General features: G+C 53.0%; 14 protein-coding genes. 6 read left to right on the forward strand and 8 right to left on the reverse strand.

Annotation, left to right across the window (positions count from 1 at the left end):
• Positions 1 to 32 precede the first annotated feature (32 nt).
• From LMED105_RS11390 to hemP, 5 genes are all read right to left on the reverse strand, one after another.
• Positions 33 to 323 (reverse strand): DUF3325 family protein, encoded by a 291-nt coding sequence (locus LMED105_RS11390; protein ID WP_008251360.1) that lies wholly within the window; start codon positions 321 to 323, stop codon positions 33 to 35.
• Entirely contained in the window at positions 314 to 1,930 is a 1,617-nt protein-coding gene (locus LMED105_RS11395; RefSeq protein ID WP_008251361.1) for a PepSY domain-containing protein, read from the reverse strand. The genes LMED105_RS11390 and LMED105_RS11395 overlap by 10 nt, the downstream gene beginning before the upstream one ends.
• Before the next feature lie 9 nt (positions 1,931 to 1,939).
• A complete protein-coding gene (locus LMED105_RS11400; protein ID WP_008251363.1) occupies positions 1,940 to 2,242 on the reverse strand; it encodes a hypothetical protein in 303 nt (100 codons plus the stop codon).
• On the reverse strand, positions 2,223 to 4,340 hold the full coding sequence (locus LMED105_RS11405) for a TonB-dependent siderophore receptor (protein ID WP_008251365.1): 2,118 nt from the start codon (positions 4,338 to 4,340) through the stop codon (positions 2,223 to 2,225). Before LMED105_RS11405 ends, LMED105_RS11400 begins: the two co-directional genes overlap by 20 nt.
• A 70-nt stretch (positions 4,341 to 4,410) precedes the next feature.
• A complete protein-coding gene (gene hemP / locus LMED105_RS11410) occupies positions 4,411 to 4,596 on the reverse strand; it encodes a hemin uptake protein HemP (protein WP_008251367.1) in 186 nt (61 codons plus the stop codon).
• Positions 4,597 to 4,730: 134 nt separating this feature from the next.
• Here hemP and LMED105_RS11415 point away from each other — a divergent pair, with 134 nt between their 5' ends.
• The 5 genes from LMED105_RS11415 to LMED105_RS16830 all read left to right on the forward strand — a co-directional run bounded on the left by LMED105_RS11415 (position 4,731) and on the right by LMED105_RS16830 (position 9,713).
• Positions 4,731 to 5,900, forward strand: a complete 1,170-nt coding sequence (locus tag LMED105_RS11415) for an imelysin family protein (protein ID WP_008251369.1) — start codon at positions 4,731 to 4,733, stop codon at positions 5,898 to 5,900.
• On the forward strand, positions 5,900 to 7,309 hold the full coding sequence (locus LMED105_RS11420; RefSeq protein ID WP_008251381.1) for a di-heme oxidoredictase family protein: 1,410 nt from the start codon (positions 5,900 to 5,902) through the stop codon (positions 7,307 to 7,309). The genes LMED105_RS11415 and LMED105_RS11420 overlap by 1 nt, the downstream gene beginning before the upstream one ends.
• Positions 7,309 to 8,397: an imelysin family protein gene (locus LMED105_RS11425; RefSeq protein WP_008251382.1), complete on the forward strand. Its 1,089-nt coding sequence runs from the start codon at positions 7,309 to 7,311 to the stop codon at positions 8,395 to 8,397. The genes LMED105_RS11420 and LMED105_RS11425 overlap by 1 nt, the downstream gene beginning before the upstream one ends.
• A gap of 4 nt (positions 8,398 to 8,401) precedes the next feature.
• Positions 8,402 to 9,472: a DUF1513 domain-containing protein gene (locus tag LMED105_RS11430; RefSeq protein ID WP_198006849.1), complete on the forward strand. Its 1,071-nt coding sequence runs from the start codon at positions 8,402 to 8,404 to the stop codon at positions 9,470 to 9,472.
• Between the two features lie 85 nt (positions 9,473 to 9,557).
• A complete protein-coding gene (locus tag LMED105_RS16830; protein ID WP_008251384.1) occupies positions 9,558 to 9,713 on the forward strand; it encodes a hypothetical protein in 156 nt (51 codons plus the stop codon).
• Between the two features lie 15 nt (positions 9,714 to 9,728).
• On the opposite strand, the gene LMED105_RS11435 is transcribed toward LMED105_RS16830, so the two are convergent.
• Complete coding sequence (locus LMED105_RS11435) at positions 9,729 to 10,949, reverse strand: MFS transporter (RefSeq protein WP_008251385.1); 1,221 nt, start codon at positions 10,947 to 10,949, stop codon at positions 9,729 to 9,731.
• A 58-nt stretch (positions 10,950 to 11,007) separates the two neighbouring features.
• Positions 11,008 to 11,952 carry an AEC family transporter gene (locus tag LMED105_RS11440; RefSeq protein WP_008251387.1) on the reverse strand — a complete coding sequence of 315 codons (945 nt, stop codon included), beginning with the start codon at positions 11,950 to 11,952 and terminating at the stop codon, positions 11,008 to 11,010.
• A 118-nt stretch (positions 11,953 to 12,070) separates the two neighbouring features.
• Here LMED105_RS11440 and LMED105_RS11445 point away from each other — a divergent pair, with 118 nt between their 5' ends.
• Positions 12,071 to 12,628 carry a TMEM165/GDT1 family protein gene (locus tag LMED105_RS11445; RefSeq protein ID WP_008251389.1) on the forward strand — a complete coding sequence of 186 codons (558 nt, stop codon included), beginning with the start codon at positions 12,071 to 12,073 and terminating at the stop codon, positions 12,626 to 12,628.
• Positions 12,629 to 12,632: 4 nt separating this feature from the next.
• Here the strand turns inward: LMED105_RS11445 and LMED105_RS11450 are convergent, their stop codons facing one another.
• Positions 12,633 to 13,004, reverse strand: coding sequence for a DUF779 domain-containing protein (locus LMED105_RS11450; protein WP_008251390.1), 372 nt, complete (start codon positions 13,002 to 13,004; stop codon positions 12,633 to 12,635).
• Positions 13,005 to 13,082: the final 78 nt, after the last annotated feature.

Genomic DNA, 13,082 nt, shown 5'->3' on the forward strand with positions numbered 1-13,082 from the left:
GGCAATTATACGCCTACAACACAAGCGACCGCTTAACTTGACCGGGCGAGCACCCATGCCAAAACAACGGCCAGTGCCGCCGTTGCCATGACCCACACCACCAATCCAAAAGCTATTCCTTGCATGAAGCTGAGTGTGATTGCGCTTAGCAGCAAGGCGAGCAGGCCAGCGGTGCGGCGTGCCCCCACTGAACGTAAGCCAATCGCATTGCAACGTCCAGCCCAACGGCGATGACGAAAATGCGCCTGTTGTGAAAGTGCGATCAACAGCAAACCTGAAAACAGAAGCGAAAAAGCCAGCGCAACTTGTAGGGTTAGGTGCATTCAAAAGCCTCGTTGGGAGTGACTATTTTGCAAGCGGTGTATGTGCCCATTGCAACCATGAGAAGCAAACCCATGTCGATGGCCAGTGAATTCATGTCCCCTTGATCAAGGGCGGCTGCGAACATGCCACCTGTGTTGATTTGATTGAGCAGCCAAGCCAGCGCACACAGGGCTGTGAACACAACCGTGGGTTGAAACCACTGGCTGCTGCGGTGCGCGGCTGCCTGGTTTTCCAGCCGTTTGAATCGGACGGCGTTGACAAAAGCCCAGATTATCGTGAGCACCCACATGCCATAAAACACCCATGTTTCGGTGGTTGCGCGGTTAGGAAGTTGGTTGGGAAGAAGCTGATTTGCCACAAGATACGCGGCAGTGGCAATCATCATGCCGACAGTGCCGCCCACAGTCAGGGCTTGAACCACGGTAAAGCCTGGCAGTTTTTTCTTGTGGTGTTGAACGCGGCGCGACTCCAGCCAAAACAAAAAACCGGTGTGAATCATGAGGCAACCCAACAAACCACCCACCACGTACAGCACTCGAAGTGCAGTGTGGTCAAACTGTATGAAGTGCAGGCCGTTGATCCAGTGGGTAAAGCTCTTGATGGGTTTGGGTTGATGCGCATGGAGCAGTTCGCCAGTATGTAACAGCACTGTGTCGGCATGTGTACTCATTGTGATACTGCGCTCGGGAAATACCCTGCGAATTTCGAGTGTGGCGTTGCTGTCGCTCAAGTTGCGAATATTGATTGAATCGGCACGCGCAGTTTCGCCCAGTGCCTGAGTCCAGGCGGCCTCACGTGCTTGAACCAAAGTTGGCACGGTTTTCAATGCGGCGATTTGTTGCCCGGGGTCTTCAGTAAAACCGCTGGGAGGCATGTTGATAAAACCACTCATGGCTTTTTGGGAGGCAGCTTTGTCTCCATCAAACGCGGTTAGTGTGGCCCACGGAAAATAGATGGAAAAGAAGATCAGCAGGCCAGTGAATGTGATGATGAAGTGAAAGGGCAGTGCCACCACGCTGCTCAGGTTGTGCAAGTCAAGAAGGCTGCGCACAGTGTGTTTTTTCGGACGAAACACAAAGAACTCAGCCAGAAGTTTCCGGTGAATGACAATTCCGCTGATCAGTAGGGCCATCATCGCCAAACCTGCGATCCCGAGCAGAAAATAGCCGACATTGTTCCATGCAATATTGAATTTGTAGTGGAAGGGAAAAAAGAAACCGCTGCCACCCAACGTGTGTTCGTTGGACACCACTTTGCCCGTGTCGGGGTCCATGAAATAGGCCTTCAAGGTTCGGTCGGGTTTGACAATCCGAATCAGTGTCATGGGCGTACGTTCGGTGGGTAAGCGCAGTCGTATATTGTCCGACTCGGGCGCCAACTCTCGCGCTTTCAGCAATACGGTTTCAAGTTGTTGGGGGCTCAGTGTGCAACATTCACCAGCAACACTGCGGCTTTCCGGGTGCATCCAGCGATCGAACTCTTTGTCGAATACGGTGAGCGTACCCATCCAGAACACAGCGAATAGAAGGAAGCCGATGAAGAGTCCAAACCAGGTGTGAAACCAGGCCATGTGTTGACGAATGGAAGGTACTTTCTGCTTGCTCACGACTGGGGTTTACCAAGGAAAGTAGATGACGATTGCACACAGCAAACCAAACAAAAGTCCCTGGGCACTTAGCCAGGCCAGGCTCGCTGTGCAATAAACCCACAGCATCCAACAAGGCATGGCCAGGTAGGCCAGCAGCAGGCCAAGGGTCAAGGCTTCGCTTTGCTCCATGCCTGCTTTGAACAGCAAAATGGCCAATGCTGCTGCAAACAGATTGGCCAAAGCCAACCCCGCAGGAAATGCCAGCAGCAGGCAAACAATTTGCCGACTGCTGATTTTTAGCCACTGTGTTTTAGAAACGGTAGTTTGCACTGAACACCACATTGCGTTCGACACCATAGAAACAGTCGCCACGAGACAAACAGGTGGAAACGTATTCGCGGTTGGCCAGATTGGTCGCATTCACTGCGTAGCGCCAATCGCCAGTTTCATACGAGAGCATGGCGTCCAGCAGCGTCACACTGGGTGTACGCACGTTGTCTACGCCGTCCCAGGATTCGTCAATGAATCGCAAGCCTGCGCCCCATTGCCAGCCGGGTAAGCCGAGCATGGAAAACTTCTGGCGTCCCCAAAGGCTGAGGGTTTGCTTGGGCACTGTGGCCAATCTTTTGCCTTGACTGTTGGGCGTGGAATGGCGGGTTACTTTGGCGCTGGTGTAGGCATAGGCCGCCAGAATGTCCACAGTGGGGCTTAGGCGGTGGTTGGCTTCCAGTTCAACACCTTTGCTTTCCGCTTCGCCAACCTGAATCTGATTGTTGGCTACAGCAGGATCAGCGACGCGGCGGTTGTTTTCCTTGATTTCATAAACTGCAGCAGTGAAAAGCGACTTGCCATCGGGTGTTTCATATTTCACACCCATTTCCTGTTGTTCAGCTTGTTGAGGCTTGAACGGATTGCCAAAGAAGTCCAGGCCGCCAATTGGAAGGAACGATTCCGAATAGCTGTAGTAAGGCATAGCGCCAAAATCGGTGATGTAACCCAGGCTGGCCTTGTAGGTGTTTGTGGATGTATCTAGGCTAGAGGCTGGTGCGTTGTCGGTTTCGGATTTGGCCCAGTCACGACGAATACCCACGGTAGAAAGCCAGCGCTTGGCGTACTTCACCTGGTGTTGAGCGTAAATACCGGTTTGAGTTTGCAGTGTGCCTGCAATGTCTGCCAGTACAGGCGCAGTGAAATTACCATACACCGGATTGAGATAATCGATCGCGGCAGCACTGCCGCCTGCACCACGCGCGCCGCCCAAGGCAACTCGCTGGTAATCAAACCCGACAATGCTGGTGTTCTCGAACTCGCCAAAATTCCATTTGGCCGTTAGTTGTGAGTCAGAGGTGAGGCTGTCAGCCACGTTGTACTGAGAAATCGCCACGCGGTTGATGGTTCGTCCATCGGCATTGATTCGAGGTGTGAATGCCGAGTAAATCGAGTTGTACGACACAGCACTGTCGCTTTGCTTCACTTTCTGGCTGAAGGTGAACACATCGTTCAAACGATGATCAAATTCCAGCCCGTACGAAGTTTGCTTGGCCAGGTACAAGTCGAAGCCTGGCTCGCTGATGAATGTGTCAGTTGGAATGCGACCATTGGGGCCTTCAAACCGGGTGCCGATGATCGGGAAAAAACCGACCGAAGATCCCGACACATCACGTTGCACATTCAAATACGCAGTCAGGCTGGTATCGGCGCTGGGTCTCCAGGTAATTGAGGGTGCAAACAGGTCTCGGTCATCGGGCACAAAGTTGACTTGGGTATCGCTGTCGCGGGTCAATGCGATCAAGCGGTACAGCAGAGTGCCTTCGTCATTCAATGGGCCAGTGAGGTCGAGTGCCAATTGTTTGCGGCCATATTCGCCCAGTTGCACGCCAACTTCACCTGCTTGTTCCTTTTGCGGGCGCTTGCTGACCATGTTCACCAGGCCGCCAAAACCGCCCTGACCATACAACACCGACGAAGGGCCTTTCACCACTTCAACGCGCTCAAGGGTAAACGGGTCGGGGCGCACATTGTTGTAAAAACCAAAAAGTTGTTTCAAGCCGTCCTGGTACTGAACAAAGGAAGTGCCGCGTATAAAAGCCCAGTCGCCACGATTGTCGAAACCATAGGAACCTGCGCTGACACCTGCGGTGTAGCCCAGCGTATCTTGCAAAGTAAGTGCGCCCTGGTCTTCAATTCGATCGCGTGTAATGACCGAAATCGACTGCTGGGTTTCCACAACGGGTGTGCCGGTTTTTGTAGCAGAGAAAGTGCTGCTGGCTTTGTAACCATCAACAGGTGCGGAAGGACTTGGTTCCGCTTGCACTTGCCCTTCAACTTTGACAGCGGGCAGGGTGGCGGCTTCTTGAGCGTTTGAAAGTTGGGGCCATAACAGGGTAATCGCGCTGATGGCGCAGGGCAGAATTTTTTTCGGGTTCATGGTACAGGTTGAAAAAAACGCTGGCTGGCTACTCGGTTTTGCTGGCTTGCGGTTTGAGGGTGAGAGAAATTTATTTGGTCAAAATCAGTTTGCCCTGGGCAGTAATTCGCAGTCGATACTCCGTGTTGTCATGAACAATGGTTCTCTCGCGGCTACCCACAGGAAACAAGTTTTTTGTGTTCAAAGGCGCTGCGACTGCGGGTTCGCTTGGGCTTGCAGAGGCTGTGCCGGTTTTCAAGGTAGATTGCGTGTTCATGGTGGCCTGAAATAAAGTTGATTGCCTGCAATGAATGAGGCGAAGTGTAATGGATGTTCTTATTAATTGCAAATCATTCTCATTACGATTAACATATGGCCTGTGTTTGATTGATCCAAAGGTTTTATCTCCTCATGATGTATTCGTGGTTCGACGCCAAAAAGAAAGGGATGGTCGCTGGTTTGGCACTGGCGTTTTGTAATGTGGCTGTGGCGGCTCCCAGTGATCAGGATGTGGTCAAGGGTTATGGGCAATTGGTGTATGCGAATTACACCGACTCCGTAATTGCAGCCCAAAAACTGCAGTCGTCCATTGATGCATTTTTGAAAGCACCTTCCGAGGCTGGCCTGGAAGCTGCGAAAAAAGCATGGCTGAATGCCCGTGAGTTTTACGGACAAACTGAAGCTTTCCGTTTTTACGGCGGTCCAATTGACGATGAAAACGGACCTGAAGGGCAAATCAATGCCTGGCCCATGGATGAATCGTATGTGGATTATGTACAGGGCAATGCGCGCAGCGGCTTCATCAACAATCCTGAGTTTAAAATTTCACGCGATGCCTTGATTGAAGAAAATGAACGAGGCGGTGAAGAAAACATTGCCACAGGTTGGCACGCCATCGAGTTCTTGTTGTGGGGGCAGGATTTAAACGAGAACGGTCCCGGTCAGCGGCCTTACACAGATTATGTGAAAGGCAAGGGGCAAAATGCCGAGCGTCGCGCAACTTACCTGCGTGAAATAACAGCTTTGCTTATTCATGATCTTCAAACTGTTCAATCGGCCTGGGCACCAAAAAAACCAGATAACTTCCGCGCAAATTTCGAGAAAGACGGCAAAGAATCCATTCGCAAAATTCTGGTGGGTTTGGGTTCCCTCTCGCGCGGTGAATTGGCTGGCGAGCGTCTTGAAGTGGCCCTGTTCAGCCAGGATCAGGAAGATGAGCATTCCTGTTTTTCAGACAACACGCACCGCGACGCGGTGACCAATGCCCAAGGCATTTTGAATGTGTGGACCGGTACTTACAAACAGGCCGATGGCGCTGTGTTGAAAGTGCCTTCACTGGCCGAGTTGGTGGGTGCGCGTGCACCGGAAGTTGCGAAGAAAACCACGCAGCAAATCCAGAACTCGGTGAAGGCTGCAAGTGCAATTCAAGCACCATTTGACCGTGAAATTATTGGCGGTGCAAATGCACCTGGCCCTCAACGTGTTAAAGCCACGGTGGATAGCCTGGTTGAGCAAAGCACCTTGCTGGTTGAATCGGCCAATGCAATTGGTATTACCCAACTTACCCTGACCTTGCCCTGATGAAAGTTGCTGTTTGTTTGGCAGGGGGAACCCTGTTACTTGCCGGGGCGGCCTGGGCCGCAGTGGAAGGAATGACGCCTCGCACTGCAGGTGATGTCACCGTGTTCGCCGATGGCCGAAATGCCTTTTCATTTCCTGCTGCCAACTTGCCAGATCAGGAACGAACCCGGTTCGCCATTGGCAATTCGTTTTTCAAGCGCAACTGGGTGCAGGCCCCAGCGTCAACCACCGCCCGCGATGGTTTGGGCCCCCATTTCATTGCGCGCTCCTGCGGTGGTTGTCATGTGCAGGATGGTCGCGGAAAACCGCCCGAAATTCTTGATCGTTTGAGCACTGAACAACCAGTTGATCTCTTGTTCCGTTTGTCCATTCCAGGCACTGATTCCCGGCATGGTGTGGTGCCCGACCCTGTGTATGGTGATCAGTTCAACAATGCGGCCGTTGCTGGCGTGAAGCCTGAAGGCAAGGTACATATCCAGATTACCGAAGTACAGGGCAAGTACCCGGATGGCACGCCTTATGTATTGAAAAAGCCTGCTTATTCTTTTTCCGATTTGGGTTATGGCCCACTGCACCCCGAGGTGATGGTCAGTCCGCGAATCGCTCCGCAGGTGGTGGGCCTGGGTTTGCTTGAAGCCATTGAGGACAAGGATATTTTGAACAATTCGGCACAGCAAGCGGCACTGCCCGGTCCCATCAAGGGTGTACCCAATCGGGTTTGGGATGCCTATGCACAAAAGGAAATGTTGGGTCGATTCGGCTGGAAGGCCAATGTCGCCACGCTGGCGCATCAAACCGGTGGCGCATTTCTTGGCGATATCGGCATTACCAGCAGTGTGTTTCCCTCCGAGAATTGCACATCGGCCCAGAAAGACTGTTTGCAGGCGCCCAACGGATCAGAGAACGGTGCGCCTGAACTTAGCGATAAATTGTTCAATGAAATTGTGTTTTATCAAGCCGTGTTGGCACCGCCTGCCCGCCGTAATGTGAATGATGCACAAGTGCTGAAAGGTCAAAAGTTGTTTGAGCAAGCGCAATGCGCGGTGTGCCATCGCCCTTCCTACACCACTGGGAAAGTGCCTTTTCCGGCCTTGAGCAGCAAAGCGTTGGAAGGACAGGAAATCTGGCCCTACACCGATTTGTTGTTGCATGACATGGGCGAAGGTCTTGCTGACAACCGCCCCGATTTCAAAGCCAATGGCCGACAGTGGAAGACACCGCCCTTGTGGGGAATCGGCTTGATTCCTGATGTCAACAACCACATGCGTTTGTTGCACGATGGTCGCGCCGATGGTGTTGAGGAGGCCATTCTTTGGCACGGTGGCGAGGCCGAGCCAAGTAAAAACCGGTTCATGAATTTTTCTGCGCAAGACCGTGCAGCACTGATTCGTTTTGTGGAGTCCTTGTGATGAATCCTCAACACCAGCATGAATTGAAAACTGGCCTGTTACGTGGACTGGTTTGGATAGCGCTCGCCTTGGTGTTGCTGTTGGTGCTGAACCTGGCCAATTCAGCCGTTGCTGCGAAACCTGTGGACCGAAGCACTATGCTGTTTCCGTACTATGAAGTGTCCGATGTGCTGAGCAGCGTAGCAACGCACCACTATGCCAGTGACACTGCTCAGTTGCGCATTCAACTTGAACAGTTGAGTGCAGCCACAGCACACTATTGCAAGATTGATACAAAGGCGAAGTCCATCGACAAGCAGCAGCTTCAGGCGCAATACGCCAAAGCCTACCTCGCTTGGCTGGAGCTGTCGGCCGTGGTGATGGGCCCCATGCTGGACGGCAACACGGTACGCCAAATCGACTTTCGCCCTCTGCGCCTTAATTTGTTGGAACGTGCAATTAAAAAACAGCCACAAGGCGCGCAAGCCATGGCCCTGATCGGAAGTCCAGCAAAGGGTTTTCCGGCGTTTGAGTATTTATTGACTCAGGATGATTTCAAAGCGGTAACACCGCAGTGCAACTACGCACATGAAGTAGTGCTTGACATTGCCCGCACTGTGGCTGATTTGAAATGGGACGAGGCACAAGCCTTGGGCGCAAATATGCAGTTGTATTTCAACCAGTTGATTGGGGCGACGCACACCCTGGCGTGGGAGCGAATGGAAAAGCCGCTTTTGAAAAACAAAGACGAGGCAGGTGTTGCCCATTGGCCATTCATGGAACTGCAAATTACCCAGAAAGCATGGGCTGCGCAGTGGCAAGGCATAGAACACTTGCTGCTGGTCAACAGCCAAACTGTTCCGCAGGCCAATGCACAAGTGGTCCCACTAGAGGCCTATTTGCGGGGGTTGGGAAAAATCGAATTGGCCGACACCTTGGTCAGGCACAGCAGTGCGGTAGCTACAGCGATGCGGAACAATGACATCGCAACGCCAGCCAGTGTTGAGCGGTCTGTCAAATCGCTCAAAGTACTCAAAGGATTTCTGGAAAGTGAAGTAGCCACCGGTTTGAAGGTGTCCGTTCAGTTTTCGTCTTCCGATGGCGATTGATTCGATGTTGAATTCACGCCGACAATTTTTAGTTCAAAGTAGTGCGCTGGTATTCAGCCTGGCTTTGCCCTTGTCGGCTGAGTCTGCAATCAATACCCGGCACGCCCGTTTGCTGGCGGCCTGGCAGTTGCCAAATGGTGCGTATCAAGTGGGGGTGCTCAACTCAGCCGGGCAAGCTGGCGCGCTTTCTCATGCCGTGCGCATGGCAGTCGATTTGCCCACACGCCCGCATGGTTTGATGCATTTGCAAGGCGATGAGTATTTGGTGATTGCGCGCCGGCCTGGTGATTGGCTGTTGCGCCTGAATATTCGCAGTGGTGAAACCTCGCGAGTGTGGCAGGAAGAAGACCGGCATTTGAACGGCCACAGTGCCTTGCATGGTGATCGCCTTTACACCACAGAAACCGATGTGCTTGGTGGCACTGGTGTGCTGGCCGTGCGAAATCGCCACACCTTGGAGTTGCAGGATGTGTGGCCCACGCATGGCAAAGACCCCCACGAAATGCTGGTGCTGCCCAAGGGCGGACTCGGAATTGACGAGCCCTTTTTGTTGGTGGCCAATGGTGGTATTCACACCCACGCCGACATGGGTAGAACCCAGTTGAACCAATTGCCAATGGATTCTTCTCTGGTGGCTTTGCACCCTCGCACGGGCCAGTTGTTGAATCGATGGACACTGAGCGACTCGCGCCTGAGTTTGCGGCACATGGCGGTGCATACCAGTGGTGTGGTCGGCATTGCCATGCAGGCGCACCACAGTACCTTCGCTCTTCAAGATGCGGCGCCTGTACTTGCGCTGCTGGATGAAACAGGGTTGCGCGTGGCGCCTGATTCAGCCGGTGTAAAGGGTTATGCAGGCGACATTGCTTCCACCCCGGAGGGCTTTGTAATCAGCTGCACCAAGAATGATTCTGCTGCGACATTTGATGCACTAGGCAGTTTGCTGCATTCGCAGATTGCGCCAGCCGCGTGCGCTTTGGCAGCGAAAGGCGAACAGGTTTGGTTGGGCAGCAAGCCAGCTGGGGTTCGCGCGCAATTGGAGCTCGACAATCACTGGCTTTTGTTGTCGGCCTGATTTGGTTTCATGTCACAAAAGTGTCATCCAATGCCAAGCCGCTTGCGTGTATATTTCGCGTACCTGAATAGATTGGTAAATCATCATGAAGCAACAACTTGATCTGTTAAAAGAAATTGAACACAAGCTTGAAGAATTGAGCAAAGACAAAGACCTGAAAGAAAAGCGCCCGCTGGAAGTCAAAGAGATTAAGGGCCTGCGTTTGGTGGTGTCGTCAATCATTCGCCGCATGGCCAGCTAATTAATTGTCGAACGCCTACTGATACACTCGCACCCCTTTTGCAATCCACAATGCGGTCAGGTTGAATGCGATCGCGATCACACTGCAAATCCAGAAGTTTTCAATCAAGCCTTCGGCGCTGCGTGAAATCACCATGCCGCCCACCAGTGCGGCCACTCCCATTGCGGCCGACTGCATGGATGAATTCAATGTCATGAAAGTACCCCTGTTTCTGGGGTTGCCCGCCGCACTGACCAATGCCATCCCAGGAATCATTCGTCCGCTGACAAACACAAAGAAGAATGTGGTGATCACCAGAATGACTGCCATGCTCATGCCTTCAGTCAGGGTGATCAGGGCCATGGGCACCACAGCAACACTGGCAATGATCTGAAGCATCTTTAGTTTGCCGATGCGATCGCTGAGCTTGCCGATGATTTGCGCGCTAAACAGCGTGGCTGCGCCGCCAGCAAGGTAAATCAGCGGAATGTCGGAGGGGGTCAGCCCGGCATTGATCTGCATGTAGATCGTGATGTACGGGATGATCGAAAAGCCCGCGAAAATCATGCAGAACGAAAAGCAGAATGCCCGCAAGTGGTTCGAATCGCGAAGTACCTGGGCAATGCCATGCAGTGGGCCAGTTTCGCCGCGGGCATGCAAGTGACCCTGCAACGTGGGTATGACATACCAACCCGCAACAACCAGCACAAAGCTGATGCCTGCAATGCCGAAAAACGGGGTATGCCAATTTGAATTGGCCGCCACGTAAAGACCCAAAGGCACGCCCATGACGGTCGAAACAGAGAAGGAGGTCATGATGACGCCCATGGCCTTGCCCCGGCGCGCAAAGGGCACCACATCGGCCACGATGGTTTGGATCATGGCTGACAAAATACCGCCAAAAAGCCCCGCTGCAATGCGCGCTCCCATGAGTGTTTCATAGGTGGGTGCGAGGCCACAGGCCAGCGTGGCCACTGCAAAAAGACAATATAGAATCAACAACAGCCGGCGACGCTCGAACCGGTCAATGTACAGCGACGCCAACAACCCTGAGGCACCCGCGGCAAAGGTGTAAGCCGACACCAGCAAGCCAAACTGGGCATCCGAAATCGCAAATGCCAGCGTAAGCTGCGGGCCCAGCGGCATCATGATCATGAAGTCGAGAATGTGGGTGAACTGTATGCCCGCAAGAATAAGAAGCAAGGCCCACTCGCGCTGGGGAGTCATGTTCACTTGGCATGCGGCTGGGCTGTTCATGTACTGCTACCTGTGGATTGGTTTTTTTGGAGTTTGACCTTGAGTTTAACGCGCCACTTTAGTGCCCTAGCGCGGTGAGTGCATAAATGCCGATTGTCATGGACAGTATGGACACCAGCGTGGTGAGTGCGATGATGTTGGCGGCTAGTTTGCCATCGCCCCCGGCGGCTACAGCCATGGCAAAGCTGGCCGCTGCAGTGGGACTTGAGAAGAACATCCAGAGAATGATGAGGTCTCGTCCTTCAATTCCAATGGCCCATGCCGCAGCGCAGGCCAACACAGGCAATATTGCAATTTTAATGGCGCTTGATTGCATGGCTGACAAGCCCGAGGCCTTCACGCCCGCCAAGGACAGTGTGCCACCCACACAAATAAGGGCAAGGGGCAAGGTAAGCCCGGCAAAGTATTCGCCCGACTTTAGCAACCACTGCGGTATGTAGAGCTGGATTGCGCTGGCCAACATGCCCAGTACTACCGCAATAATCAGGGGGTTTTTAATCAGTTCCTTGCCCACTGCAGTTGGGCTGAATTTCAGGGTGGGACTGTAAATGGAGAGAATCAACACGGACAGTACGTTGAACAGCAAAATGGTAAAGCCGACTAAAACACCACCCACGGATAGCCCGTAGTCGCCGTAGTAACTGGCCACCAAGGCAAAACTGACCACGCCACAATTGCCCCTGAACGCCCCCTGAACAAACACCCCCCGTTGACCATAAGGAATGGCCCGAGTGGCCCACCACCAACTGGCCAGAAAACCCAGCACCGTGGCAGCACACAGAAAAAGGACCAACTTGGCGTTGAATGCGCTTTGCAGATCGGCCTGCCAAATGGACAGGAAGAACAGCGTAGGCATGGTCGCCTTGTAGGTGAGGGTGGAGGCGGTTTGAATGAAGGAGTCGTTGATGAGATTGACCTTGCGCAACAGCAAGCCCATGAAGACCATCGCGAATACTGGGGCGGTGACCCCCAGAATTTCCGAGAGCACATTGACTTGGGCCATGTTGACAGGTGACGTTTGAAGTGACGCTCATTATTTCATTACTGAACTTTGGGTCAATTGTGGATGACCCTTGTTGGGGCGGTGGTAAACTTGCGCCAACTTTGAAAGTGATGATGTGATGGAAGCGTTTCTGACTGCAACCGGCCTGGTGGCCTTGGCCGAAATGGGCGACAAAACCCAACTGTTGGCCATTATTCTGGCGACCCGATTCAAAAAGCCATGGCCGATTGTGTGGGGCATTCTGATTGCTACTTTGTTGAATCATGCTTTGGCAGGTGCTGTGGGCACTTGGGTCACTACATTGATCAGCGCTGAAACCCTGAAGTGGATTCTGGTGGCCAGTTTTGTGGGCATGGGTATCTGGACCCTGTTTCCCGACAAGGAAGACGACACCACGCCAGAGACCGGGAAATGGGGTGTGTTACTGACCACGATTGTCGTATTTTTTCTGGCCGAAATGGGCGACAAAACCCAGTTGGCCACAGTGGCAATTGCAGCCCAATACAGCGACTTTATGCCCGTGGTAATTGGCACCACCCTGGGTATGATGATTGCCAATGCGCCCGTGGTTTTTCTGGGCGAAAAGTTGACACGGGTGTTGCCGCTCAAAGTGCTGCGTGCGATGGCCAGTGGTTTGTTTTTGCTGTTCGGGGCCTGGATCGCGCTCTTTTCGTGATGCGTTAATCAGCGGGTTGAACTGGCGGTAGAGCCGCAAACTCATCATCGGAATACAGGCGCGAACGTGTCAGAAATCGCAAACCACTCGGCCGCTCCAGGCTGAACATACCGCCATTGCCCCTCACCACGTCAATCGTCAGGTGGGTGTGTTCCCAATAAGCAAACTGCGATTTGCTCATGTAAAACGGCACACCACCAATTTCCCCCAGTTTGACGTCGGCGCCGCCCAAGGGGAAATCGCTGCGCGGAAACAGCATGGGTGCGCTGCCGTCGCAACAGCCGCCGCTTTGATGAAAAATGATATCGCCATGCTGGTTTTTTAAAGCAGTAATCAACTCCAAGGCCTCGGGTGTTGCACTGACTCGGTTCGACATTGATTTTCTCCGGTTCAACCAAAACACCGCCCAACCCGTGTCGGGCCGAGCGGTTCGTACTACTTACATCGCTTTACG

It is taken from the genome of Limnobacter sp. MED105 (assembly GCF_000170915.1).
Taxonomy (GTDB): Bacteria; Pseudomonadota; Gammaproteobacteria; order Burkholderiales; family Burkholderiaceae_B; genus Limnobacter.